This is a genomic window from Microvirga sp. HBU67558 (assembly GCF_018069605.1).
Classification (GTDB): Bacteria; Pseudomonadota; Alphaproteobacteria; order Rhizobiales; family Beijerinckiaceae; genus Microvirga; species Microvirga terrae.
Genome location: NZ_JAGPUP010000508.1, coordinates 15,301 through 40,059, shown reverse-complemented (window position 1 = coordinate 40,059; position 24,759 = coordinate 15,301). Strand labels below are relative to the sequence as shown.

General features: G+C 62.6%; 19 protein-coding genes and 1 pseudogene. 6 read left to right on the top strand and 14 right to left on the bottom strand.

The features are described from left to right. On the bottom strand, positions 1–1,058 hold a 1,058-nt coding region (locus tag KBI52_RS12955), incomplete at its 3' end, for a PAS domain-containing protein (protein WP_210807919.1). A gap of 620 nt (positions 1,059–1,678) precedes the next feature. Here KBI52_RS12955 and KBI52_RS12950 point away from each other — a divergent pair. Further along, positions 1,679–2,281 (top strand): SRPBCC family protein, encoded by a 603-nt coding sequence (locus KBI52_RS12950; protein WP_210807917.1) that lies wholly within the window; start codon positions 1,679–1,681, stop codon positions 2,279–2,281. 14 nt (positions 2,282–2,295) lie between these two features. Beyond that, positions 2,296–3,465, top strand: coding sequence for a zinc-dependent alcohol dehydrogenase (locus KBI52_RS12945; RefSeq protein ID WP_173946287.1), 1,170 nt, complete (start codon positions 2,296–2,298; stop codon positions 3,463–3,465). A 248-nt stretch (positions 3,466–3,713) separates the two neighbouring features. Here KBI52_RS12945 and uvrA read toward each other — a convergent pair whose 3' ends face one another. From uvrA to KBI52_RS12920, 5 genes and pseudogenes are all read right to left on the bottom strand, one after another. Further along, positions 3,714–6,260 (bottom strand): excinuclease ABC subunit UvrA, encoded by a 2,547-nt coding sequence (uvrA, locus tag KBI52_RS12940; protein WP_210807915.1) that lies wholly within the window; start codon positions 6,258–6,260, stop codon positions 3,714–3,716. A gap of 398 nt (positions 6,261–6,658) precedes the next feature. After that, positions 6,659–7,336, bottom strand: a pseudogene (locus KBI52_RS12935) (NADPH-dependent F420 reductase); the annotation flags it as partial. A gap of 246 nt (positions 7,337–7,582) precedes the next feature. Further along, the gene (locus tag KBI52_RS12930) at positions 7,583–8,590 is read right to left on the bottom strand and encodes an NAD(P)-dependent alcohol dehydrogenase (RefSeq protein WP_210807911.1); all 1,008 of its coding nucleotides are present in this window, start codon (positions 8,588–8,590) and stop codon (positions 7,583–7,585) included. Between the two features lie 102 nt (positions 8,591–8,692). Beyond that, complete coding sequence (locus tag KBI52_RS12925) at positions 8,693–9,790, bottom strand: NADH:flavin oxidoreductase (RefSeq protein ID WP_210807909.1); 1,098 nt, start codon at positions 9,788–9,790, stop codon at positions 8,693–8,695. A 113-nt stretch (positions 9,791–9,903) separates the two neighbouring features. After that, complete coding sequence (locus KBI52_RS12920) at positions 9,904–10,734, bottom strand: SDR family NAD(P)-dependent oxidoreductase (protein ID WP_210807907.1); 831 nt, start codon at positions 10,732–10,734, stop codon at positions 9,904–9,906. Between the two features lie 453 nt (positions 10,735–11,187). On the opposite strand from KBI52_RS12920, the gene KBI52_RS12915 reads away from it, so the two are divergent. Beyond that, a complete protein-coding gene (locus KBI52_RS12915; RefSeq protein ID WP_210807906.1) occupies positions 11,188–11,430 on the top strand; it encodes a hypothetical protein in 243 nt (80 codons plus the stop codon). A gap of 497 nt (positions 11,431–11,927) precedes the next feature. On the opposite strand, the gene KBI52_RS12910 is transcribed toward KBI52_RS12915, so the two are convergent. The 8 genes from KBI52_RS12910 to KBI52_RS12875 form a co-directional block, all read right to left on the bottom strand. Continuing rightward, positions 11,928–13,439 carry an alkaline phosphatase gene (locus KBI52_RS12910; protein ID WP_210807904.1) on the bottom strand — a complete coding sequence of 504 codons (1,512 nt, stop codon included), beginning with the start codon at positions 13,437–13,439 and terminating at the stop codon, positions 11,928–11,930. A gap of 71 nt (positions 13,440–13,510) precedes the next feature. Beyond that, positions 13,511–14,377, bottom strand: coding sequence for an inositol monophosphatase family protein (locus KBI52_RS12905; protein ID WP_173946294.1), 867 nt, complete (start codon positions 14,375–14,377; stop codon positions 13,511–13,513). A gap of 97 nt (positions 14,378–14,474) precedes the next feature. Continuing rightward, positions 14,475–15,305: an inositol monophosphatase family protein gene (locus tag KBI52_RS12900; RefSeq protein ID WP_210807902.1), complete on the bottom strand. Its 831-nt coding sequence runs from the start codon at positions 15,303–15,305 to the stop codon at positions 14,475–14,477. A 15-nt stretch (positions 15,306–15,320) separates the two neighbouring features. After that, a complete protein-coding gene (locus tag KBI52_RS12895; protein ID WP_173946296.1) occupies positions 15,321–15,944 on the bottom strand; it encodes a dual specificity protein phosphatase in 624 nt (207 codons plus the stop codon). Positions 15,945–16,056: 112 nt separating this feature from the next. After that, the gene (locus KBI52_RS12890; RefSeq protein ID WP_173946297.1) at positions 16,057–17,184 is read right to left on the bottom strand and encodes an ABC transporter ATP-binding protein; all 1,128 of its coding nucleotides are present in this window, start codon (positions 17,182–17,184) and stop codon (positions 16,057–16,059) included. A gap of 35 nt (positions 17,185–17,219) precedes the next feature. Then, positions 17,220–18,458, bottom strand: a complete 1,239-nt coding sequence (locus tag KBI52_RS12885) for an ABC transporter substrate-binding protein (RefSeq protein ID WP_210807900.1) — start codon at positions 18,456–18,458, stop codon at positions 17,220–17,222. Between the two features lie 48 nt (positions 18,459–18,506). After that, positions 18,507–20,342: an iron ABC transporter permease gene (locus KBI52_RS12880; RefSeq protein ID WP_210807898.1), complete on the bottom strand. Its 1,836-nt coding sequence runs from the start codon at positions 20,340–20,342 to the stop codon at positions 18,507–18,509. Positions 20,343–20,572: 230 nt separating this feature from the next. Further along, positions 20,573–21,622 (bottom strand): LacI family DNA-binding transcriptional regulator, encoded by a 1,050-nt coding sequence (locus tag KBI52_RS12875; RefSeq protein WP_173946300.1) that lies wholly within the window; start codon positions 21,620–21,622, stop codon positions 20,573–20,575. Positions 21,623–21,916: 294 nt separating this feature from the next. Here KBI52_RS12875 and KBI52_RS12870 point away from each other — a divergent pair, with 294 nt between their 5' ends. The 3 genes from KBI52_RS12870 (at position 21,917) to KBI52_RS12860 (ending at position 24,341) form a co-directional block, all read left to right on the top strand. Beyond that, a complete protein-coding gene (locus KBI52_RS12870; RefSeq protein WP_247654361.1) occupies positions 21,917–22,309 on the top strand; it encodes an NUDIX hydrolase in 393 nt (130 codons plus the stop codon). Positions 22,310–22,672: 363 nt separating this feature from the next. After that, positions 22,673–23,317 carry a DUF47 domain-containing protein gene (locus tag KBI52_RS12865; RefSeq protein ID WP_173946302.1) on the top strand — a complete coding sequence of 215 codons (645 nt, stop codon included), beginning with the start codon at positions 22,673–22,675 and terminating at the stop codon, positions 23,315–23,317. A gap of 13 nt (positions 23,318–23,330) precedes the next feature. Further along, positions 23,331–24,341, top strand: coding sequence for an inorganic phosphate transporter (locus KBI52_RS12860; protein ID WP_173946303.1), 1,011 nt, complete (start codon positions 23,331–23,333; stop codon positions 24,339–24,341). Positions 24,342–24,759 lie beyond the last annotated feature (418 nt).

Here is a 24,759-nt window from a genome sequence, read left to right as displayed (position 1 = left end):
TCGACGCGCGGCCGATCTTCGGGATGAATGCCGGATAGCCAAACCTCGTGGTCGACAGGAGCATCAGGCGCCAGTCCCCACATCGCCTTGAGCTGGGCATCCCAGTCCAGGGCTCCCGTGATCGGATTCCAGGTGTAGGGTGACAGACCGACGAGGTCGATGGCCGCCTGGAGCCGCGCTCGGCTTTCGCGCAACGCCTGCTCCGTCCGCTTCTCCCGCTCGACGACCTGCACCACGAAGACTGCGCCCAGACCCTCCTGAGCGGTGTTGCGAAAGGGCGCAGCGCTCACCCGCGTCCAGATCTCCTGGCCATTGGGGAGTGTGACGAGAAAGTCGATACCTGGAACAACCGTTTCACCCCGCAGTGCCCGCGCGCTCGGATAGTCGGAGGGGCTGAGACGCTGGCCATCCGGGGTGTAGCCCCGCCAGCGCTCGCCTTGGATCGGATCTCTGGAAGGAACTTTATCAAGGGCGTACTGCTGGAGGATACGGTTGCTCAGGGTGATGTTCCCCTCCTGGTCGACGAGGCCGACACCAACCGGCAATTGCTCCAGAATGGCTGCAAGCTTGTTCTCGCTTTCGCGCAGGGCTGCCTCGGCTCGTACGCGCTCGGTGGTCTCGTGGACAGTGCACAGCACCCCGCCAACGCCGCCTGTCTCATCCCCAATGGGGCTGTAAGAGAACGAGAACCATGTTGCCTCGGGATGGCCGTGGCGCATGAGCGTCAGCGGCAGGTCCTCGAAGTAGCTGGCCTCCCCTTGCATGGCCCGATGGGTGATCGGACCGATGGTGTCCCACACCTCCGACCAGACCTCGGGGAATGGCTGCCCGAGGCCGTTCGGTTTGTCGCCCATGATCGGAATGTAGGCATCATTGTAGAAGCTGGTCAGTTCTGGCCCCCAGGCCAAGTAGGTGGGGAAGGCGGAGCTCAGCATGATGCTTAAGGCAGTGCGCAGCGACTGCGGCCAAGTCTCTGCTGCCCCGAGGGGCGTAGCAGCCCAGTCGTGAGTCCGCACGCGTTCACCCATGATGCCGCCGTTGGGAAAAGCTTCCGCCATGCTCATTTATTCCCCTTGGAAAGACATCATGAGGGGACTTCCGATATTACTTTAGAGTTGTCAGGGCGGCTTGCCATAAGGAACTACGGCTACACGTCGTTCGCAGCTAACTCTGTCTACACTATTACATCGCGGGGTCCCGCAGTCCTCATTCACGCCATAAGTCCAGGTCTCCTAGAGCTTAGACAGCATGAAGGATGCTCCAAAAGCTTTAATGTGAGTACGGCGGTAGCGAGCATCCGGAAGACGTCTGACCACCTGCATGGGCTGCTCTGTGCTGTAAGGTAGGCTGAGGGAGGCCGGCCTACACTGTTTCGTTTGCAGCCGCGTACTTTCCCTCAGGAATCGACCGTTATCCGTAGGGGCCCTTGCAATTGTTACTCTCCACGGCTCCCGCTGAACGACGATAGTTTGCGCCAGCAATCCAATCTCATCGGGCGGGACGCTACTGAAGTCTCTCGACACCACTGAGGTGTGCCATGGCGGACCAACACGATGAACGGCCCAGACGGGTCCGAAATGACAGTCCGCCTCGCACTCAAGCAACGGGAGCCGCACAGTCCCGGCCGGGCCAGCCGCAAGGGAGACAGGATGCTCGCGGAGGCCGGAACGGCCTCGGTATGGTCGGATTTGCCATCGCGGCCGCTGCCGGCGTGGCCGCTATCGGTCTCATCGAAGCCCAAATGCGCGATACCGGGCGCCGGACCAGGACCGGTCAGAACCGACGGTCGGCCGCTGAGCACGAGCCGGAGGTCGAGCGCTCGATTACGATCGAGGACGTTCCCGCGGACGAACTTTACCGTCGCTGGCGCGATCCGGAAACCATGAGGCGGATCATGGCGCCCTTTGCCGATGTCCAGTCCGCGGGTGACGGGCAGACACGCTGGAGCGCCGGATCCAATCTGGGCTCCTGGGACATGCACCTGGCCGACGACCAGCCGGGCGAGTTCATGCGCTGGGAGGCACAAGGCGGGGGCGCTCTGATCCGGGAAGCGTCGGTGCGCTTCCGTTCCGCTGCCGGCAACCGTGGCACGGTGGTGGTCCTGCGTGCCAGCCTTGATCCGCCCGGTGGCATGCTCGGCCGGATTGCCGCCCAGATGCTGGGCAATACGGTACCGGCGGCGCTTGCGAGCAAGTCGCTGCACTACTTCAAGGCCCTCGTCCAGACCGGCGAGATCCCGACCACCGAGCGCCAGCCGGCGGCTCGGCCCGACCCTCGCTGACGAGGAGGCTTCTCATGCGTGCGCTCATCTGGAACGGCGTCAACGATCTGCGTGTCGAGACGGTCAAGGATCCCGAGATCGTCAATCCGCATGACTGCATCCTGCGGGTCACCATGTCGACCACCTGCGGCTCGGACCTGCACTTCATTGACGGCTACATCCCGACCATGAAGGCCGGTGACGTGATCGGCCACGAGTTCATGGGCGTGGTCGAGGACGTCGGGCCTGAGGTGAAGAAGGTCAAGAAGGGGGATCGGGTCGTGGTGCCGTCCTTCATCACCTGCGGCCAGTGCTGGTACTGCAAGAACAAACTCTATTCGTTGTGCGACAATACCCATCCCAAGCCTGAGCTGCAGGAGCCCATCCTCGGCTATCCGACGGCCGGCATCTACGGCTATACCCACGCGTTCGGCGGCTACGCCGGGGCCCACGCCCAGTATGTGCGCGTGCCATTTGCCGACAACGATTGCTTCAAGGTGCCGGATGGTCTGCCGGACGAGCAGGTGCTGTTTCTCTCCGATGCGGCGCCGACCGGCTACATGGGGGCGGATTTCTGCAATATTCAGCCCGGGGACGTGGTGGCCGTGTGGGGCTGCGGCGGCGTCGGCTTGATGGCGCAGAAGAGCGCCTTCCTGATGGGAGCCGAGCGGGTGATTGCAATCGACCGCTTGCCCGAGCGGCTGCAGATGGCCCGCGAGCATGTCGGCTCCGAGACCATCAACTATGAGGAGGTCGACAGCGTCCTGGAGGTGCTCAAGGAAATGACAGGTGGCCGGGGTCCCGACGCCTGCATCGACGCGGTCGGCATGGAGGCGCACGGCACCGGTCTGCAATACGCCTACGACCGTGCCAAGCAGCTCATGTACATGCACACGGATCGCGGCCAAGCGCTACGGGAGGCAACCCTGGCCTGCCGCAAAGGCGGAATACTTTCGATCCTCGGCGTCTACGGCGTGATGGACAAGTTTCCAATCGGAGCGATCATGAACAAGGGCCTGACGGTGCGCACGGCCCAGCAGCATGGGCAGGCCTACATGGACCGCCTGCTCGACCATGCCCAGAAGGGAGAGCTGAACCCATCGTTCCTGGCGACGCATCGTTTCTCGCTCGAAGATGCACCGCATGGCTACGCCATGTTCAAGCACAAGGATGACGGTTGCGTCCGCTCTGTGTTCATTCCCTGAAACCGGAGCGATCCCAGTAACAAAATGCAGGCCTCTGGATCTGTCGAAGGATACAGGATTCATGCTCCCGACCTTGTCATGGGCCCCGGATACGCAATGGACGAACTTCCACTGGGCGCCAGGGCTGAGCAAGGCGGCGGGCTGTGTGCCGCGGTCGCCGCCTCCGACAGAGATTGTAGCTGCCCACTTGGAAACACATCACGCTCTGGGCAGGCCTTTGTCCAAGGCGCCTCATAGCTTGAAGTGCATCAAACGAGAGCTCGTGCCAGATAAGGCGCCGTACGGCTGCCTGATGCTTTTGTGACTTCCGCCGGCGGTCCCGATGCAACCACCTGCCCGCCCTCGTCCCCGGCTCCCGGACCGAGATCCATGACCCAGTCGCTTCTCGCGGCAACGCGCATGTTGTGCTCGACCACAATGACAGTGTTGCCGGCTTCGACCAGCCCATCGAGCTGGGCCACGAGCCTCTCGACATCGGCGGGATGCAGTCCGGTCGTAGGCTCGTCGAGGACGTAGAGCGTATCGCCACGCTGGATCCGTTGAAGCTCGGTCGCGAGCTTGATTCGCTGCGCCTCCCCTCCGGACAACTCGGTCGCGGGTTGGCCCAGTCTCAGATAACCCAGCCCCACCTCCCGCACGATCGTGAGCGAACGATGCAAAGGCGGCTCGTCGGCGAAAAACTCCCAGGCCGCATCGACCGTCATTCCGAGCACGTCGGCGATGGATTTGTCGCGGTATCTGATCTTGAGCGTGTCGGCATTGTACCGGGCGCCATGGCAGGTCGGGCATGGAGCATAGACGCTCGGCAGGAACAGCAGCTCGACCATCACGAAGCCTTCGCCCTCGCAATGCGGGCAGCGGCCCTTGGCGACGTTAAAGGAAAAGCGTCCAGCATCGTAGCGCCGGGCGCGGGCCTGCTTGGTTGCGGCAAACAGCTTGCGGACATGATCGAAAAGGCCGGTATAGGTGGCGAGATTCGAACGCGGCGTGCGCCCGATCGGCTTCTGATCGACCCGCACCAGGCGCTTGATCCCTTCCATGCCACTGACGATCCGGCCTTCGCTGGCCATCATCGCGGCCCGCTCAAGCTCCTCGCCCTCCTCTTCCGGCTCAGCGATATCGTGCCCCAGATGCTCCGCTACCAGTTCAACTAGAGCTTGGCTGACCAGGCTCGACTTGCCTGAGCCGGATACGCCTGTCACGGTTGTGAGCACGCCTAAGGGAAATGCGACGTCGAGCTCGTGCAGGTTGTTGCGTGTTACCCGGGCGAGGCGCAGCCAGCCTTTCGGTGAGCGCACTTCCCGAGGCGGGAGGAAGCTTTCGCCGAACAGGAAACGCCGGGTCTGCGAGGCCTCGACCTGGCTGAGCCCGTCCGGCGGACCGCTGTAGATCACGAAGCCTCCCTGCTCTCCCGCTCCAGGTCCAACATCGACGATCCAGTCGGCATGACGGATGACATCGAGATTGTGCTCGACCACGAACTGCGAGTTTCCGGACGCCTTCAGTTTCCCGAGCGCATTCAGGAGCGCCTCCGTGTCTGCGGGATGAAGCCCGGCCGACGGCTCATCGAGCACATACACGACGCCGAAGAGATTGGAGCGCACCTGCGTGGCCAGCCGCAGTCGTTGGAGCTCGCCGGGTGAAAGCGTCGGGGTGCTGCGGTCGACGGCGAGATAGCCGAGCCCGAGGTCGAGCATGACGCTGAGCCGGGCGACAAGATCCTGCGCGATGCGCTGCGCGACCACCGCCTTTTCCGGATGCTCGGCCTCAATCTTGGCTAGCCGCGGAGCCCTCCCGCCTGCATAGGGATGGAAGATGTCGGCGAGGCGGGCGAGCGGCAGACTGGAGATGTCGGCGATGTCCAATCCCGCGAACGTGACCGACAGGGACTCGGGCCGAAGGCGCTTGCCGTGGCAGAGTGCGCACTCGGTGCTCACCATGTATTGTGCCGCCCGCCGCTTCATCAGCGGGCTTTGCGTGTTGGCGAAGGTGTGCAGCACGTGCCGCTTGGCGCTCGTGAAGGTGCCCTGATAGGCCGGCTCTTCCTTGCGCTTGAGCGCGCGTCGAACCTCCTGATGCGTATACCCGGGGTAGACAGGAACGGTCGGCTGCTCATCGGTGAAAAGAAGCCAGTTGCGATCCTTCTTGGGCAGGTCCCGCCAGGGCCGATCCACGTCGAAGCCGAGCGTGGTCGCAATATCGCGCAGGTTCTGGCCATGCCAGGCGGTCGGCCAGGCGGCAATCGCTCGCTCGCGAATGGTCAGCGTGTTGTCGGGCACCATCGACTGCTCGGTGACCTCATAAACCCGGCCAAGGCCGTGGCACTGGGGACAGGCGCCTTCGGGCGTATTGGGCGAGAACGCCTCGGCATAGAGGATCGCTTGGCCGCGTGGATAGTCGCCAGCGCGGGAGTAAAGCATGCGCAGCAGGTTGGACAAGGTCGTGACGCTGCCGACCGAGGAGCGTGTGGTCGGTGAACCGCGCTGCTGCTGAAGCGCAACGGCGGGCGGCAGACCGTCGATGTCATCGACATCCGGAACGGGCATCTGGTGGAACAGTCGCCTGGCATAAGGCGACACTGACTCGAGATATCGCCGTTGTGCCTCGGCATAAAGGGTTCCGAAGGCCAGCGAAGACTTTCCGGAGCCGGACACGCCTGTAAAAACAACCAGAGCATCGCGCGGAATCTCAAGATCGATATTCTTAAGATTGTGCTCGCGGGCCCCGCGGACGCGCACGAAGCCCATTCGTTCCTGCGCAGTCGTGGGTGAAGTGGGCTCAAGATCTTTCTGCATCGCACGGTCCGGTGAAATGTCGGATCCGCAAACATCTAGGGTAATCCAACGCTCTAACTAGAGGAATAACTTCCACTTCTGCGCGTGGAGCCTCGCGCTTGATAGTCACTGGAAGTGCGCTGTCCACTCAGGCATATCCTGGCGGGGCTACAGGTTCGGAATGCGGCGCTCATGGGCTGCATTGGCGCCATCTGCTTCGCTTGATCGATGCCCTAGAACGTGCGTAGCAGGCCGAGCACGAGATATCGGGCTTTACTGCCCGTGATCCCTATGTGGCACGATTGCTCGACCTTATCGATCTTCTGGGCAGCGCCTATCGGCTCGCGAAAGCACAAGGTGCCGGGATCGAACGACATAGCGGCGCCCTCTCATGAAAACAGACAGCGGACTTTGCAGTCTTACTTGGCGAGCCATTCCGGCTTGCGCTCCCGGCTGGCTTCGGACAGGGCGCGACGGACCCCCTCAGCATCATGGTCTGTCCCGTACGCAGGCGTTCCCGGCTGCTGCCGCCAGGACTCGTCCAGGCCTCCGGCGTCAATGCCATCAAACCCGAGTTCGTCGACGAGCTGAAGCACGATGTCCTTGGCCTTCGGATCATCCCCTGCAACCGGCAGGGCAATGCGGCCAGGAGTTCCCCGCGGCTGACCACGCTCGAGCAGGTGCCGGGCATAGATGTTATTGAACGCCTTGATCACCGGCCGGCCTAATTGCCCCTCGACCCAGCGGCTCTCCGGCGTGCCATTCTCGATCTCCTCGATGCGACCATCACGCTGCTGCGGATAGTAGTTGCCGGTGTCAATGACGACGACATCAGGGCCGACGCCGTCGAACAATCCTGCTGGGAGGTTGGGGATGCTCTTTTGCGGGATCGTGACGATGATGAGATCCTTGTCGCGGACCGCTTCAGCGACCGAAACGGCCTTGGCGCCGGTCTCCTGCGACAAGGAGGCGAGCGTTTCAGGCCCGCGGGAGTTGGCCACCGAGACCTCGTGCCCGAGCGCGGTGAAGCGGCGGGTCAGGTTGCCGCCAATGTTGCCTGCGCCGATAATGCCGATCTTCATGTCTGCCTCCCTTGGACTGCGGTTCTCCGACCTGTGCGGGTTCGCGTGAAGGCAAACTCGAAGCGTCTGGCAGAAGTCACAGACCCAACTTAGAGCGAGATCCTACACTGAACATCGTTCTGGACGATAAAACCAACGCTCTGACCCACGTCCAGGAAACCACCACCCTTCGGAAGGTGCGCTTATGAGACGTGAACGGCGCCACGGCTTTGGTTCCCGCATTCAGCTTGCTTTCCGGAAGTGCTTCGACATCCGAAATCCTCAGAACTCCAGGCAGATCTTGCCAAAGTGGGCTCCCGATTCCTCATACCGGAATGCTTCGGCCATGGCGGCAAGGGCAAAGCTGCGATCAATGACAGGCCGGATCCCGGTCGCCTCGATCGCGCGCACGAAGTCCATCTGCTGGCTTCGGTTGCCGACAATCAACCCGTGAAGCCGGGCCTGCTTGGCCATCAGGGCTCCGGTCGGGACCTCGCCAGAGCGACCGGTCAGGACGCCGATCAGCGAAATGTGTCCGCCAACCCGCACAGCGGCAATTGATTGCCCCAGCGTGCCCGGCCCGCCGACTTCGATGACGTGATCCACACCACGTCCGCCGGTCCAATCCCGCGCGCGGACGCCCCAATCCTCATGCTGGCGGTAGTTGATCGTGTGATCGGACCCAAGAGCCCGGACCCGCTCCAGCTTCTCGTCCGACGAGGAGGTGGCGATGACGGTCGCACCCATCAGCCTCGCGAGCTGAAGCGCGAAGATCGAGACCCCACCGGTGCCCAGCACCAGCACGACATCTCCAGCCTTGAGGCCACCGTTGACGACCAAGGCCCTCCAGGCGGTCAACCCCGCCGTGGTGAGCGTGGCCGCTTCGGCATGGCTGAAGCCCTCAGGTGCACGGGTGAACCAGGTCGCCGGGCGCACCACAGCCTCCCGGGCATAGCCATCGACCCCGTCGCCTGGCGTCGTCGAGAAATCACTCACCGCCGGCGGTCCCTCAAGCCAGCCCGGAAAGAAGCAGGACACGACATGGTCGCCGACGGCAAACTCCGTTACCGCCTCGCCCACGGCTTCGATTACGCCGGCGCCGTCCGACATCGGAATTCGTCCGTCTCGCGTCGGCATCCGTCCGCTCACGACGCCATAATCGTGGTAGTTGAGCGAGCTCGCGTGAAGCCTGACCCGGATCTCGCCGGGCCCGGGAGAACCGGGATCGGGCATCTCGGTCAGCTCTAGCCGATCCAATCCGCCCGGTGCGTGCAGTGTGATCCCCTTCATGCCTGTCTCCATTTCGCTCTGCCGTTTGAGCCCTTTGGGCGAGCAGAGCCGCTGCCTCATGCCCGCAGACGCGCGGTCGTGGATATGTTCAACCGCCAACGCTCAGTAAAGAGTCGCAAGAGCCTCGCGGGTGAAGTCGCGCAACTGCTCGCTGCGGTTCTCGCGGATCTTCGTCGGCCATTGCGGATCGGATAGGATCGCGCGGCCGACCGCTACCAGATCGAAGTCGCCTCGCCCGAACCGGCGCAGCAGTTCATCCAAGGAGCTGGGATGGGAACTCTCGCCCTGGAAGGCCGCGATGAACTCGCCTGACAGGCCCACTGATCCGACCGTGATCGTCGCCTTTCCGGTCAGCTTCTTGGCCCAGCCGGCAAAGTTGAGGTCCGAGCCCTCGAACTCCGGCTGCCAGAAGCGCCGCTGCGAGCAATGAAAGATGTCCACCCCGGCCTCTGCGAGTGGGGTGAGCCAGGCCTCCATCTCGTCGGGTGTCTTGGCGAGCTTGACAGCGAAGTCCTGCTGCTTCCACTGCGACAGGCGCAGGATCACGACGAAATCCTCGCCAACAGCCTCACGAACCGCCTTCACCACCGCGACGGCAAAGCGGCTGCGCTCGGGCAGGGTTGCCCCGCCCCATGCATCGGTGCGCTTGTTCAGGCCGGCCCACAGGAACTGATCGATCAGGTACCCGTGGGCGCCGTGGATCTCGACGGCATCGAAGCCCAACCGCTTGGCATCCCGTGCGGCGCGGCCGAAGGCGGCAATGGTCTCGGTGATATCGGCCTCGCTCATTTCCACACCGATTCGCTCACCGGGCATCACGAGCCCGGACGGGCCCTCGAATGGCCCCGGAGGCTGCCAGCCCGAGGCGTGAGGGTGCATGACGCCCATGTGCCAGATCTGCGGCGCCATGGCGCCGCCGGCCGCATGCACCTCGCCGATAACCTGCCTCCGGGCCTCCAGCGCCTGTTCACCGTAGAAATGAGGCACATCGGCGTCGTTTGACGAGGCTGGTCTGTCGATCACCGTGCCCTCGGACACGATCAGCCCGACCTCCCCGGCCCGTCGGCCGTAATAGGTTGCAACGTCCGATGTCGGGATGCCATTCGGGGAGAACGACCGCGTCATGGGCGCCATGACGATGCGGTTCTTCAGCGTGAGGGATTTGAGGCTGAACGGCTGGAAGAGGGTTTGCACATCCATGGTGATTGTCCAGTTTGTTGGGACAACGGGAACGCATCCGACACCGGGTGCTCCCGTTTAGGCGGCGTCTTTCGGGTCGGCACCGCAGCGCACTCTGCCAGATGAGAGCCTGCCTATCGTAGCCCCCATCCGGCCTCCTCCATGGCGCCCTCGGCGGCCGCGGTCTCGTCGAGATCGGAACGCCATCGGTTGGCGACTAGGCGTCGGCCGATCACTCCGTCAGCCTCGGTCGAGGCGAGCCACAGCAGTGGCGGAATGACAATGTCGGGATCCAGCAGCTGCGCACGCACAGCGCTGGAGACGCCTGGCGGGATCATGCCGGTCAGCGTGGCGCCCCCTGGCAACAGGGCATTCACGGTCACGCCCGTTCCGGCAAGATCCTGAGCCCAGATGACGGTCTCGGATTCGAGCGCGGCTTTCGACGGGCCGTAGGGCGAGAAGCCGCGGCGGCGCATGGTGTCGTGGTTCATCGAGATGTTGATGATCCGGCCCCAGCCCGCCTGGAGCATGCTCGGCACGGTGGCCCGGGCCATCAGGAACGGTCCGTTCACATTCGTATCGATCACCATCTGCCAGGTTTCAGGCGCAACCTCCCAGAACCGGGCCGGCTCGGTGAGGAACGCCTCGCTGACATACTTCATGCCCCGCCCGGCGTTGTTCACGAGAACATCCAGACGACCAAACCGCGAATGAGCAGCCTCGACCGCTCGGACACAGTCTTCCTCCCGCGTGACATCAGCCGTCAGGGGAAGGATGCGGTTCGCATGGCCCAGCTCCCGGGCCTCGCGTGCCACCTGCTCGACCTCCGCTGTCTCACGCGCGGCGGTCGCGACAACGCTTGCGCCGGCACGCACGAAGCCGAGGACCATGGAGCGGCCGAGGCCGCGTCCGCCGCCGGTCACGATCACGACCTTGCCGGTCAGCCGCTCGGAGCCTGTGGTCATCAGGCGGAGTCCAGCTGCGAGCGTTCTGATGCACGTTGAGCCGAGGCTCGGATCATTAGTTCCCTCTCCCCATTCACCGTTTGGTCGGCCGTTGGCCGCCAACTAGCGCCAGCCGGGATTTGTTCCCGAAGGGCTGTCTGTCACCAGCGTGCTCCTGCTGCTCAACGAATGCGGCTGCAACTGCGTTGAGTAGCGCATCGAAAGCTCGAGCTTTTCATCAGTCGGCGAACTCGATGTTGCATAACGGGGAGGTGACCGATGAACCCAATCCAAAATGACCTTTCCCAGGCTTCCCCTGCCCTGCCTGAGGGATTCAGATATCAGCCTGACTTCCTCTCGGCACACGAGGAGCGGGATCTTGTGGAGCGGCTTGCAACTTTGCCCTTCAAGGAGGCTCAGGCAGCTCACAGGCGCCGCCCGATCTGGCGAGCCGGTCAGATCCGCGATGGTCTGATGATAGCCATGCTCGCTTATTGCCCGATTCGGCTGAAGAACTTCTCGGAGCTCAGGTTGGGTCACAGCTTTGTGCGCGAGCAGGATCGCTGGGCAATCAAGCTGCCGGGCCTGAAGGTCAAGAATAGACGGCCGGATCTCCACCTCATCCGACAGGGCCTCAACCCAGCTATTGGCCTGTACCTCACCTGGGCGAGACCACGGCTTCTTCGGCAAACCGGTGAGTTTATGATCGGGGATTAGTCGAACCAATTGCTGATGGGTCCACTCTGGATTGGGCAGTATGGTGAGGGACTCAGCTATGGAAGTGTCGAACGGAGGATCACCGAGACCACTCGGTCAACTCTTGGTGCGGCTCTCAGCCCACATGACTTCCGCCGATGCGGGGCCTTCACCGCTCGATATCGAGCAGGAGCCGAGCCGCACCTGGCGAGTGGCTTGTTACAGCACCAGGACAAGGAACTCGTCGACGAGAATTACAATCTTGCAAGCAGCCTGGAGGTTGCTGACCTGTTTGGCGGATGGATCGATGACATTGCAGGATCCTGATGTTGGAGAAGGCAAGGGAGTTCTCTGGCCTTGTTAATGTCCGATTCACACCTCTAAGCTGACCAGAGCCGTACGTCTTGGATGTGCCATTAACGGTTGTTCCTGCATTCGTTCTAAGGCATATCGGATGGCCCAAGGGCATATAAATTTGCGGGACGGGTGGGCCGGGTCCAGCCCACCCGCTAGAGTTCCTACTGAGCGGCTGCACGCAGGCCTGAGCGTTCACCCAACTTCGTGGCATGATCGATCACGTGGTAGATGTAGTTCTGTTCCACCACGCCCGCGAAGAGGTGAGCCCAGGGGCCGCCAGCAAAGATCGCAACGTCCTCGCCGCCGTGGGTCTCGCTGTCGAGCGGGACCAGGGACTGCTGCTTGTAATCCGGCGCGGTGGTATTAGCTGGCGTCGGACGTGGTTCATTCTCTTTCACGGCGCCGGGCCCGTTCGCATAGCCGAGTGTCGTGAACGGCTTGCCATCCTTGCCAAGTTTTGGCTTGCCGTCCGGCTCGACGATGGTCTCCAGGATCGGGTTGCCACGCTTCGGATATCCACTGATAGTCAGCGTATGGCTGTGGTCTGCCGTCACGATCACGAGCGTCTCATCGAGGTTTACCTTTTGCAGCGCCGCCTTGATGGCATTGTCGAAGGCTACCATGTCTTCGAGTGAGCGATACGCATTGCCGTCGTGATGGGCGTGGTCGATGCGCCCGCCCTCGACCATGAGGAAGAAGCCGTTCGGGTCCTGGCTCAGGATGTCGATGCTCTTCACCGTCATCTCCGCCAGGGACGGCTCGCCCCCGTTGTCCTTGAGGCGGTCAGCCTCGTAGCGCATGTGCGAGCGCTCAAAGAGGCCCATGACGTGTGGGGTCTTCGTATCGAGCTTGTCGAATTGCTCCTGGTTCCACAGGAACACGCCGCTGTTGGAGTAGCGGTTCTGCCATTCCTGGACGAGGTTCCGCCCATCCTTGCGCGAGCCCTTCTTGTCTGTATCCTCGGGGTCGTTCACGGTTTCCGGAAGGAAGCGGTCGCGTCCGCCGCCGAAAATGACCTCAAAGCCGTCCCCGTGAGACCATGCGGCGAGTTGCTGGGCGATGTCCTTGCATCCGGCCGCGATGGCCTCCCGCGTCATATTTGCGTCGCCTTCCCAGTCTCGATGGGGCGTATGGGCGTACATGGAAGCAGGCGTGGCATGGGTGATGCGTGCGGTGGAGACGACGCCGGTGGCCTGCCCGGCCCGCTCGGCCATGGCCGCTAGGCTCAGCACCTCCTTGCCCTTGGACCCAGCACAGTCGCCGACCTCGACCTCGCTATTGACGCCGATGACGTCATTGCGCGTCTTGACCCCGGTCACCATCGCCACGGCGGTCGGTGCGGAATCGGCGACCTGCGCGTCATGGGTGTAGGTCTTCGACAGGGCCGCAAAAGGCAGCTTTTCCATGGTCAGCGAGTTCGACTCGCCGTCAACGCCGCGCTTCTGCCCCTCGTAGATGCGGCCCGCTGTGACTGTGGAGATGCCCATGCCGTCGCCGACGAACAGGATCACGTTCTTGGCGCGGTTGATGTTCGGCGTCACCCGCAGGCGCTCCTGGAGCGCGGACTGAGCCGCGCGGAAGTAGGCGTCATTGGTTTGAGGCAGGGTGTTCTGAGCGTACGCAATGCTACTTGTAGCGGCCAGCAAGGCCGCGACACTGACGAGTCGTCTCATGATTTTCCTCCCGTGCTACTGACTGCCCGCGTGCGAGCAGTGGCGCAGAGGAGTAAGTAGCTCACACACGCTTACTGCCCAGCCCCGACAGAACTCGCGAGCGACATTGCAGTGAGACCGAACAGTCTCTCATGGATCGTCCGCCAGCTCTCTGCGTCGGGGGCGCATATGATGCCTCCTTCATGGAAGGTCGGACGATAGGGCGCTCCGTCAAACCGTGCGGAGTAGCCGCCGGCTTCCCGATGGAGCAGCCAGCCTGCCGCATGGTCCCAAGGCATAAGCTTCGAGTGGACAAGGAAGTGGCAATGTCCGGCGGCGGCCATCCGATACTCGTGCGCCGCGCAGCGATAGCAGGCAACAGCCCCGAAACCTGTGAGGTTAGCCGCGACGGTGGACCGCACGGGCTCCGGCATATGATGCCAGGACGCGCATCCCGACATGGCTCGGACCGCGACCGAAGGCGCAACCCGGAGATCGGTTCGTCTGCCGTCGGGGTACTCGATCCAAGCCCCCTCCCCGCGGACGGCCATCGCCGTGTCGTTCCCAACCGGGTCATGGATCCAACCGGCAACGACCTCCCCTCGCACAACGGCCGCCACCATCACCCCGAACAACGGGAGACCCGAAGCAAAATTCTTGGTGCCGTCCACCGGATCGATTAGGAAGGCGAGGTCCGCGTCCGCCAGCCTGTTCAGCAGCGACGGGTCACGCGCCGTGGCCTCCTCGCCAATCAGGACAGCATGCGGAAACGCCCGCCCCAGCTCTCTGGCTATCATCCGCTCGGCAGCCTCATCGGCATCCGTCACAAGATCCATGGCCGACGATTTCTGCCGAACCTCATGGCTCGACAGGTTCCGAAAGCGGAGCATGATCTCCGACCTCGCCGCTTTGCGAAGCATTTGATCCACAATGCTGGCATCATGGATTGAGAACAACATGGGCAATCGCTTTCAAAGCTCGTGGGAGCGCGAGCCCCTGCCGCGCCAACCCAGGCACAGGAGCTGTCGCGTCCCACGATCAACCATTCGGGTGCAGTCAGACCATTCCCATCAGTCGGGCGAGAGGGCTCTTCAGACCGGATGTGCAGCCGAGCACGATGTTGCCGTCGCGCAGTCCAGAACCGGCGAGGAAATCGTTCACCCAGCCGCCCGCCTCCTCGATCAACAGCATCCCGGCCAGGGCATCCCACGAGTTCATGTGCAACTCGCAATAGCCGTCGATCCGGCCCGCCGCCACGTAGGCCAGGGCCAGGGCGCCTGACCCTCCGCGACGGACGCCCGCACCATCCGCCAGGATCCGGCCGACGAGATCAACGTACTGGCTGAGCGGAAGCCGGGTCGACCAGCCAGCTTCGATGGTGGCGGATTGCATATCGCCCAGACCGCTGACCCGGATTGGCTCGCCGTTCAGTGTCGCGCCCCGGCCGCGCTCGGCTGCGAACAGTTCATCGTGCATCGGATCGTAAATAATCCCGATCCGGGTCCGGCCGTCGCGCACATACGCAATGGAGATGCAGAACTGTGAGATCCCGCGCACGAAGTTCGCCGTGCCATCAACCGGATCCACCACCCACACATTGTCGTCGAACGATCCTCCACCCTCTTCGCCGAAGAAGGAATCCTCGGGAAAGCTCTCCAGCAGCCGGCTGCGCACCAAGCTCTCGACCTCGGCATCGACGGCCGAGAGATAGTCCTGATGTCCCTTGAGGTTGATGCCAGTCGTGCCGGGGCGTCCGTTGAACCGGCGGCGGGCCAAGCCCCCCGCCTCACGTGCCACCGCGGATGCGACAGCCAGTCTGAGGTCGGATTTCTCTAGTGCGGACAAAGAGACGGGCTCTGCGGCCCTGGCTATGTTGGAGACGGGCATGAAGGTTTGTCCTGGTTACTGGCTGGAGGAAACGCGCTGTGTCGCCGGATGCTTCTCGCGCTCGATCCGCCGGATCCACGCAGCGGCATGGCGGGCGGCTTCGATCAGCATCGGCTTTGGTGTCTCCATCCATTCATCAGGATGAAGCTCACGCGTGGCGCGCAGGTGATCAATGGCGGCCTCAAGGGTCGGGAACCGGTTGGGCATCTGGATGTGGATGTACAGGGCCGCCAGGATCACGGACCTGCTGCGCCCGCCGCGGCAGTGCAGCAGCACGTTGCCACGGCGACGGTGAGGGTACGTGTGGCGGTCGGGCAGCTGCTGATGCAGGGCGCCATCAAGCAGGTAGTAGCCGGCCAGAAGCATCGTGTCGGGATTGCCCGCATCGTCGATGAGACCCAGCTTGTAGTTCCGGACTGGGCCGTGCGGCGACGCGATATCGGAGGCTCCGACCCCGGCCGTGTAGTCGATGTCGAGATTGACGGCGCAGTTCACCACGATGGCGATGTCGTTGCTCTCAAGCAAAGCCTTGTCCGACGCCGCATTGGCGTCCCCAACGAAAAGCTTCACCCCGAACGGCGGGAGATCGTCCACGATGAGGCTCATCGGGGGACGTGGAAAATTGAACTGAGTCACCATCAAAAATTTGATCCTGATCTTCGTGGTATGGCTGTTGCGGCACACTCATCGGGAAGGGGTGTGCCACAGGGTTGTCCGTTCTGCCTGTTCGGCCTCCAGCCGAACGTCGCATTCAGGCCGCGTGAGAGGCTCCGACAACGGGTGGCGCCAATGGGAGCCGGTTCCCGCTACCTTTGTCGAAGAGGGTGATCTGGTCGGGCGGGAACTCGATCCAGATGGTCTTCTTCGGCAGAGAGGTCTCGAAGCGGGGAATGAGCGCCGTGACCCGGTGCCCTCGGACCGTAAGTGAAATGATCGTCTGCGATCCGGTGGGCTGGACGATGTCGACCTCGGCCTGCAGGCTGAACGGGCCCTGCCGCTCGACAATCGTGATGTTCTCCGGGCGGATCGCGAACGTCACCGGGCCATCCGGGACCTGCAGGCCTGCCAGAACGGGAATGACAGCATCCTCGAAGCGCACGATCCGCTCGCCCCCAACGGTCGCCAGGTTGCCGTCAAGGAGGTTGATCCTGGGATCGCCGATGAACTCGGCGACGAAGAGGTTGGCGGGGTTGTGGTAGATCTCGTAAGGCGAGCCCTGCTGCTGGATGACGCCGTCCTTCATCACGACAATGATATCGGACATGGTCAGCGCTTCGACCTGATCGTGCGTGACGTAGACCGTGGTCGCCTGCAGTTCACGGTGGAGGCGCTTCAGCTCCGTGCGCATCTCCGTCCGGAGTTTCGCGTCGAGGTTCGACAGCGGCTCGTCCATGAGCAAGACCGAGTTGCGGGCCGCAATCAGACGGGCCACGGCCACCCGCTGCTGCTGACCGCCCGACAGCTCGGACGGATAGCGGTCCGCAAGCCCGGTCAGCTGGACCTTCGCGAGCGCCTCTGCAAGGCGCTCCTTGATCACGTGCGCCGATTGCTTCGCCTCCGCGAGCGCGAGGGTGATGTTGCGGTCGACCTTCATGTTGGGCCACAGGGCGTAGCTCTGGAAGATGAAGCCGAGGCCGCGCCGCTCGGGCGGCACGAAGACGCCGGTCCGGCTGGAGTAGACCGTTTTCCCGCCGAGCACGACCTCGCCCGTGGTCGCCTGCTCCAGGCCGGCGATGACGCGCAGGGTCGTGGTCTTGCCGCAGCCCGACGGCCCGAGCAGGGTCACGAAGCTGCCCTTCGGGATGTCGAGGTCGAGGCTCGGAAGGGCCAGATGACTTCCGTACGACTTCGTGAGATTTCTGAGGGTGATTTCAGACATGGGCACTCTCTCGTGCGGAAGTCATTCAGGTCGGGTTACCGGCTCGTCTCGGCCATCCAGAAGTCGCTGATCTTCGCGATGTTGTCCTTCACGAATTCAGGCGACGCCGTGAGCTTACGCGCCTTGGGCCACATCTCGCTGTGGGGCGGCGGCGGAACGTCGGTACGCGGCGAGAAGGTGCCGACCTGGTAGAAGGCGGCCATGCCCTGCAGGAGCTCGAGCGACTTCCCGGACCGGTACGGCGCCTTCAGCTCCGAAGTCGCATTCAGATCCTTGCTGCCCATCAGGAACGCCACAAAGAGTTTTGCCGCGTTGGGATGGGGCGCCTGCCCAGCCACGGCCACATAGGTCGGATAGGAGAACAACGCCGCGGGCTGCAGATCGTAGGGGATCGCGTTGGCGTAGTTATCGCTTTGGTTCTTGGTCAGGTAATGGATGACCGAGAACGCCATCGGCGGCTTGGCCTGGCCGCGCAGGCCGACGGCCGTGGCGATCTTCGAGCTGTTGTCGGAAATGACGATATCGTTGCCGATCAGCCGGTGCAGGAACTCGTAGCCCCCGTTCTCGACGCCGGGTGAGAGTTCAAGCTTCTTGCCGTAGTGCTGCTCGTAGGCCTTCTGCATCTCGTCGGAGTGCTCGACGATGGCGGCCAGCATCATCAGCGTGGTGAGCGAGCCGGCCGGCGACTTCATGGAGAAGCGGCCCTTCCATTGCGGCTCGGTCAGTTCCCAGATGGTCTTCATCGGCGGCTGCGGGTGGGCCTCCGAATTGTAGAAGACGCCGTAGGCCTCGATCACATGCGTCAGCAGCGGCTCGCGATGTTCGGCGGCGATCCTGTCGGTCAGATAGGACGGCACGTAGTTGACGATGCGGTGGTTGGGGAGCAGGTCGAACACCATCTGCTCGGTGCCGCCCGAGTAGACCACGTCTGCCGCGTAGACACCGGCCTGGTGCTCGCGCACGACCTTCTCGATGGTCTTTTCGGAGCCAAGATCATAGGCTTTGACCTTGATCTCGGGATACAACTTCGCGAAGTCCTCGGCCACCTTCAGCATCGTGCCCGAGGAGGAATAGACGACGACCTCGCCCTCCTTCTTCGCGTTGGTGACGACCTCGTCCCAGTTCTCGTTCTTCTGGTACGGACCGAGCTGGCTTTTCTGCAGCCAAGCATCCCATTTGGGATCAGCCTGCTGCGCCAAGGCCGGCGCAGCGAGGGCAAGGGTCAGGGCTCCGGCCGCGAGCCAGGCTTTGGCGCTGCGGAAAGTCGGTGTCATGATGAGCTTCCTCCTTCGTTTCTCTTTGAGTCGACCTGGATGGAGCGGTCAGGCCGCTCCGATCCTCGCCTTCGTTGACAAGGCGCGGACGACCAGGTTGACCGCAATCACGATGGCGACGAGCAGCACGGTGGCGACGCCGACGAGTTGGGGCATGTCCTGGTTCTGGTAGTTGTAGATGACGCCGGCGAGCACGTTGGTTGACGGCGTGACGAGCAGGATGATCAGCGACAGCTCGCGCATGATGCTGATGAAGCTCAGCAGCATGCCGGAGAGAAGCCCGCCGGCGGCGATGGGCACGATGATCCGCACCATGCGGCGGAACCAGCCGATGCCCTGGACCCGGGCTGCTTCCTCTAGTGACTTGTCGATCTGCAACAGCGCCGCAATGCCCGTGCGGGACGTAAACGGCAGCGTCTTGACCGAGCAGATCAGGACGAGCAGCGCGAAGGTGCCGTAGAGCGCCGGGATCGGCCCGAACGGACGGGCGAACATGCCGATATAGATCGCACCAAAGGCCAAAGCCGGGAAGATGTATGGCAGAAAGGCCACCATCTCCAAGGCCCGCGAGGTCAGCGAGCCGCGGGTCCTCACCACCACATAGCCGATGAGGAAGCCGAAGATGCCGGTCGCCATGGCGGTGAGGAACGCCAGCTTGAGGCTGTTCCAGGTGGCATCGATGATGTTGCCGTTGTCGACCAGGGCAGCCTGGAGCTGGTCGACGCCCTCGCCTCCCCCGCCGATCCAATAGTGCAGGGTGAGGTTGCTGAGGCTGTAATTGCCGGCCGTCTTGATCAGCGATTGAAGGACCAGCAGGACGAGCGGGAAGGCGACGGCCGCCGTCATGAGCAGCATGATAAGGATGACGAGCGGCCAGCGCCAGCGCCCGAGATCGATCTCCTTGCTGCGGAAGCCTTTGCCGGAGAGGGTCACGAAGCTCTTGCGGACGCCGATGAGGCGCTGGTTGATGAAGATGAACAGGCAGGCGAGGACCACGAGCACGAGCGCAAGCAGGAAGCCGTCTCCCGCATTGCGTGTCCCCATGGCGGCATAGATCTGCGTCGGCAGCACGAAATAGCGCACCGGCATGCCGAGCACGGCGGGCGTGCCGAACGATCCGACCACGCGGATGAAGGTCATCACGACCGCGGAGCCAATGGCGGGCAGCAGGAGAGGCGCGATGACCCAGAGAAACTGCTTGAGGCGCGAGAGGCCCGCCATAGCCCCTGCCTCCTCCAGCTGGCTGTCAACGCTCGTGATCGAGCTCGACACCGAGAGATAGGAGTAGACGTAGTAGTGCAGCGACAGGCAGATGACGATCGGGATCGGGCCATAGGCGATCCAGTCCGGCGGCTGCACGCCGAAGAAGTACGCAAAGGCGCCTGACGCTCCGCCGATGCGGTCGTTCTTGAAGAACGTGATCCAGGCCAGCGCCATCACCCACGACGGGAGCATGTACGGGATCATCACCAGCGTGTGCAGGAAGTTCCGGAACGGAATGTTCGTGCGCACGATCAGCCAGGCGAAGCCGGCACCGAGGGTCAGGCAGATGGCGGTCGCGGCAAAGGCCGTGACCAGCGAGTTGAAGAACGGCTTGTAGAAGATCGCCCAGGAGAGGCGGCCGGCGAAGACGCGCTCGTAGTGGAAGAGGGTGAACTCGCCCGGCTGTGCCTTGGGCAGATAGGCGCGGTCATAAGGCTGAACGGTGAGGGTCTCCCGGATCAGCTCGAACAGCGGCACGAGCACCAGCGCCCCCAGCACAACGGCGAGCAGGATGCCGAGGAGGCGTTCGGGCTGTGTGAAGAAGTGCCGCAGGTGGCCCAGAATGGCGCGTGCGGACGATAGGTTCGATGGGGTTTGTGCTGGCGCCGCCGAAGTCGTCATTCCGTCACGTCCTTCCCGGAGCCGGGACCGGCTCAAATGCGTTTCCCACTAGCGGCTGACTTCTGGTGCTCTCGTCCGGCTTTGCCGGCGGGCGGTCAACTCGCGCACTTCATCCAGGCACCGCCGCGGCACAGCTCGGCCGCGGGAGGATCACATTGGAGTAGTAAGAGGAGCTTTGCACACGTGTGCAAAGCTTGCAAGGGGCCTTCTGGATAAGGAATGGACCAAGATCAGATCGAAGGGCGCACAGTCGCTCGCTCGACGAGTTCGACCGGAAGGACTTCATGCACGAGCTCCATACCCTCTCCGTGCATCTCCCGTTCGATGGCCGCCAGCACGGACCCGGTGAGATCGCTCATCGACTGCCTGACAGTCGTCAGGCCGTAGGGAGCCCATGCCGATTGCGGGATGTCGTCGAAGCCGATGACCGAGAGATCCTCGGGTATGCGCCGTCCCATCCCGCGGGCCCCATCGAGAAAGCCGAGCGCCAGGAGATCGGTGACGCAGAAAACACCATCCAGGTCATGGGAGCCAAGCAGGCCTTTGGCGGCTTCCATGCCAGTTTCGTAAGTGGTCTCGCCCAAGGCCCAGACGATGGGCTTAAACCCGGCTTCCTCGACACAATCGGTAAAGGCGACGCGTCGGCGGATCTGGGTTGGCGTGCGCGCCCCGCTGCCGACGACGCCGATCCGTCGGCATCCGGCCCTGAGCAGCCGCTCGGCCGCGATGCGGGCGCCGCCCAGATCGTCGCTGATGATTGTATCCGCTTCGGCGTCATCGGCCTGCCGGTTGACCAAGATCACCCGTACGCCGTTAGCCATGCACTCGTCGATGATGGATGTGGGCGGCGAACCGGACATCACCACGATGGCCCGCACGCGGAACTCGAGGATGAGCTCGAGCAGCGGCGTGATCCCCTGCTCCGCCTCGGCGGCGTTCAGGAGCAGGCACTGCATGCCGCGCCGGAGAAGCGCCCGGCTCAGTTCGTCAAGCTGGCGCGCCATGAAGGGCAAGGACAGGTTGGCGCCGACGACGCCGACGAGATTGGACTGGTCGCTGATCAGGCTTCGGGCTAGGCGATTGACCCGATATCCCAACGTTTTGGCCGCTTCCTGAACCCGTTGCTTTACATCGGCTGAGACGCTGGCTCCTGGCGTGAATGTGCGGGACACGGCTGAGCGGGACACTCCGGCGAGCCGGGCAACCTCTTCTGCCGTAACGAAGTTACGGGTTGCGCGATCGCGTTTCAGCTGTTCTTCGCGATCTGAAGACGCCTCCATAAGGACTTGCTCCGGTCGATTGATGCTCTGCGAGAGGTCAACAGGCATTATGCGATCGAGAGAGATTTGCCCTCAAGCTCACGCGAAAAGTCTATGCACACGTGTTCAACTAACGCAAGGTATGGCTGGCTCGGGATGTCGTCAGCTTCCGCCCTAATCAACGTTGCGGCTTACACCGCTCCACGCGCGTTTGTTCGAGGAAGTCATAGGAGTTCACCGGATTTGTACCCGCCGTCCGCCATTCAGTACGCCTGCCTGCCCTTTCGGGAACGGGCTGACGGCAGCATTGAGGTCATGCTTATCACCTCCCGCGGCACACGACGCTGGGTCATCCCACAGGGTTGGCCAATGAAAGGGCGAAAACCGCATGCCTCGGCCGCGCGCGAGGCTCTGGAAGAGGCTGGTTTGGTCGGCGAAGTCGGCAAGGTGCCGATTGGCTCGTATGGCTACGGTAAGCGTCTCAAGAGCAGAGAGGTAGTACCCTGTCAGGGAGAGGTCTTTCCGCTCAAGGTGAAAAGTCAGCGCAAGCGCTGGCCGGAGAAGGGGCAACGCAGCCTGCGATGGTTCGACCAAGCGGAAGCCGCTGAAGCAGTTCATGAACCGGAACTCAGGGACGCCATTCAGAGAGCAAAGTTGCTTCTCTCAAGTGTGGGTGCTGCACATGTCAGCGATGGAAGCAGGAACTGAACTTGCCTTGCCAACTCCAGTTCATCCAGCCGGTGCATGTTTCAGACATGACCCCGGGGAGAACTCTGACGAAGGGATCGAAGTGGTTCGAAGCATGGCGATATCCAGCTTGTCAGCTTGGAATGCCACCCTTGCGGCGCGAGGCAACGTCTGTGGTATGACTGCGGCAGCACGCCTATGAATGCCAAGCTTGATCGGAATGGAACTCAAATTTCTCATGCACAGGATCGCTCTCGCCGGTCTGATTATCGCGATGCTCATCGTCCCTGTGCTACGCCTTGTCACGACATTCCTCCGGATGGCCCCTGCGAGATCGCTCATGACTGCTGAAGTGCGTGCCCTGCTCTTATAAGGAGATGACCCATGCTTCGATGGTTCCGCGCGCTGATGCCCAAGGAAGATCAGTTCTTCGATCTGTTTGAAGAGCATTCGAGGATAATTCTGGCCGGCGCGGAAGCCCTTCGGGCAACCTTGGCGGGTGGCCCCGATATCGAGCAGAACATCGCAACCGTGATGAACCGCGAGGATGACGCGGACAAGATCACGGGAGAAGTGCTCGCTGCCATCCGGCGATCCTTCATCACGCCGTTCGACCGAGGCGATATCAAGGATCTCATCACGTCGATGGATGATGCGATCGACCAGATGCGCAAGACCGTCAAATCGGTGGCCCTCTTCAAGGTCAGCCGGTTCGAACCTGAGATGGTCGAGATGGCGGATTGCATCGTCCAAGGCGCCCGGATCGTTCAGGAGGTCATTCCGATGCTGCGCTCCGTCGGCACGAATGCGGGGCGGATCAGCACCCTGTCGGAGCGCATCACGCAGATCGAAGGACAGACGGACGATCTTCACGATGCTGCCCGCAGCCGCATGTTCCAGGCGATGGGATCGGCTCACGCTCTCGACTTCTGGGTCGCGTCGGAGGTGCTTGACCATCTCGAACGGGTGATGGACCGTCTGGAGGATGTGGTCCACGAGGTCCACAGCATCGTGATCGAGCACGTCTGAGGAGCGCCGCAGAATGGATGCCGCCTCCATCTCGCTGCCACTGCTGGTAGGTCTCATCGTAGTGGCCTTGCTGTTCGACTTCATCAATGGCCTTCACGACGCCGCCAATTCCATCGCGACCATTGTCTCAACCCGGGTTCTGAGGCCGCAACTCGCGGTGATCTGGGCTGCGTTCTTCAACTTCATCGCCTTCCTGTTCTTCGGGCTCCATGTTGCGAATACCGTCGGCAGCGGCATTGTTTCGGCCTCCATCATCGATGCCGCCGTCATCTTCGGTGCCCTCATGGGAGCGATCATCTGGAACATCATAACCTGGGCGGGCGGCATTCCCTCCAGCAGCTCCCACGCACTGGTCGGCGGCCTCGTAGGTGCGGGCGTTGCCAAAGCAGGCCTGGGAGCCGTCGTGTGGGGCGGACTTGGGCCCACTCTTCTGGCCATCGTTCTGTCGCCTCTGATCGGGTTTGGGCTCGCACTTCTCCTGGTTCTCATAACCACTTGGTCGGCTTCCCGCTCGTCCCCCTTTGCTGCGGACCAGGCATTTCGCGGCCTACAGTTCCTTTCGGCAGCCCTCTATTCCCTCGGGCACGGCGGCAATGATGCCCAGAAGACCATGGGCATCATTGCTGTGCTGCTGTTCTCGCAGGGCCATCTCGGCAGCGAGTTCTACGTACCCTTCTGGGTTGTCATTTCCTGTCAGGCCGCCATGGGCCTGGGGACCCTGATGGGCGGCTGGCGGATCGTGCATACGATGGGATCGAAGATCACCCGCCTCACCCCCATGCAGGGCTTCTGTGCGGAGACGGGGGGAGCCATTACGCTCTTCATGGCCACCTGGCTCGGCATTCCGGTCTCGACGACCCACACGATCACAGGGGCGATCATCGGGGTCGGAGCCGCCCGCAGGGCCTCAGCCGTCAGGTGGGGCGTCGCCAAGGGCATCGTGATGGCCTGGATTGTGACGATCCCAGCCTCAGCGATCATCTCGGCGTTCTTCTACTGGGTCGCAGCCTCAGTCATGTTGTGAACTGGTCTAGAGGCGATAGAAGTCATGTTCCGGATGAACTTCCCGGAACGAGGACGCGTTTCGGGTAAGTCAGTTTATCGTGACGCCTTGGATCGGCTATTGAAGGGTATCAAGCAGGATCTCGTTGGCCATGCTTGGTGAACAGCCTCGATAGGAATTCTGATCGAACAGCCTTGAGCTGATCGTCGATCGCTTTCCTCGCATCACTGAGACGATCGTATTCAGCCTGCAACTCAGCCTCGGTCATTCCAGCCAGAGGAGAATTGCGCGCATTCCGTTGGACGTTCTGAGCGACAGACCAAAGCCGTCCAAGTGACTTTGCCCCCATGCCCCGAAACTTGAGCCAGTCGGCATCTGGGATGCTGACAACGTCCCGAACAGAGGGGCATCGGCCTCCGAACTTCGCCAGGGTGACGCG

Coding starts and splice junctions, on each gene's coding strand:
- KBI52_RS12950 (WP_210807917.1), top strand. CDS start 1,679: ATGGTCGGATTTGCCATCGCGGCCGCTGCCGGCGTGGCCGCTATCGGT.
- KBI52_RS12945 (WP_173946287.1), top strand. CDS start 2,296: ATGCGTGCGCTCATCTGGAACGGCGTCAACGATCTGCGTGTCGAGACG.
- uvrA (WP_210807915.1), bottom strand. CDS start 6,260: ATGCAGAAAGATCTTGAGCCCACTTCACCCACGACTGCGCAGGAACGA.
- KBI52_RS12930 (WP_210807911.1), bottom strand. CDS start 8,590: ATGAAGGGGATCACACTGCACGCACCGGGCGGATTGGATCGGCTAGAG.
- KBI52_RS12925 (WP_210807909.1), bottom strand. CDS start 9,790: ATGGATGTGCAAACCCTCTTCCAGCCGTTCAGCCTCAAATCCCTCACG.
- KBI52_RS12920 (WP_210807907.1), bottom strand. CDS start 10,734: ATGACCACAGGCTCCGAGCGGCTGACCGGCAAGGTCGTGATCGTGACC.
- KBI52_RS12915 (WP_210807906.1), top strand. CDS start 11,188: ATGATAGCCATGCTCGCTTATTGCCCGATTCGGCTGAAGAACTTCTCG.
- KBI52_RS12910 (WP_210807904.1), bottom strand. CDS start 13,439: ATGAGACGACTCGTCAGTGTCGCGGCCTTGCTGGCCGCTACAAGTAGC.
- KBI52_RS12905 (WP_173946294.1), bottom strand. CDS start 14,377: ATGTTGTTCTCAATCCATGATGCCAGCATTGTGGATCAAATGCTTCGC.
- KBI52_RS12900 (WP_210807902.1), bottom strand. CDS start 15,305: ATGCCCGTCTCCAACATAGCCAGGGCCGCAGAGCCCGTCTCTTTGTCC.
- KBI52_RS12895 (WP_173946296.1), bottom strand. CDS start 15,944: ATGGTGACTCAGTTCAATTTTCCACGTCCCCCGATGAGCCTCATCGTG.
- KBI52_RS12890 (WP_173946297.1), bottom strand. CDS start 17,184: ATGTCTGAAATCACCCTCAGAAATCTCACGAAGTCGTACGGAAGTCAT.
- KBI52_RS12885 (WP_210807900.1), bottom strand. CDS start 18,458: ATGACACCGACTTTCCGCAGCGCCAAAGCCTGGCTCGCGGCCGGAGCC.
- KBI52_RS12880 (WP_210807898.1), bottom strand. CDS start 20,342: ATGACGACTTCGGCGGCGCCAGCACAAACCCCATCGAACCTATCGTCC.
- KBI52_RS12875 (WP_173946300.1), bottom strand. CDS start 21,622: ATGGAGGCGTCTTCAGATCGCGAAGAACAGCTGAAACGCGATCGCGCA.
- KBI52_RS12870 (WP_247654361.1), top strand. CDS start 21,917: ATGCTTATCACCTCCCGCGGCACACGACGCTGGGTCATCCCACAGGGT.
- KBI52_RS12865 (WP_173946302.1), top strand. CDS start 22,673: ATGCTTCGATGGTTCCGCGCGCTGATGCCCAAGGAAGATCAGTTCTTC.
- KBI52_RS12860 (WP_173946303.1), top strand. CDS start 23,331: ATGGATGCCGCCTCCATCTCGCTGCCACTGCTGGTAGGTCTCATCGTA.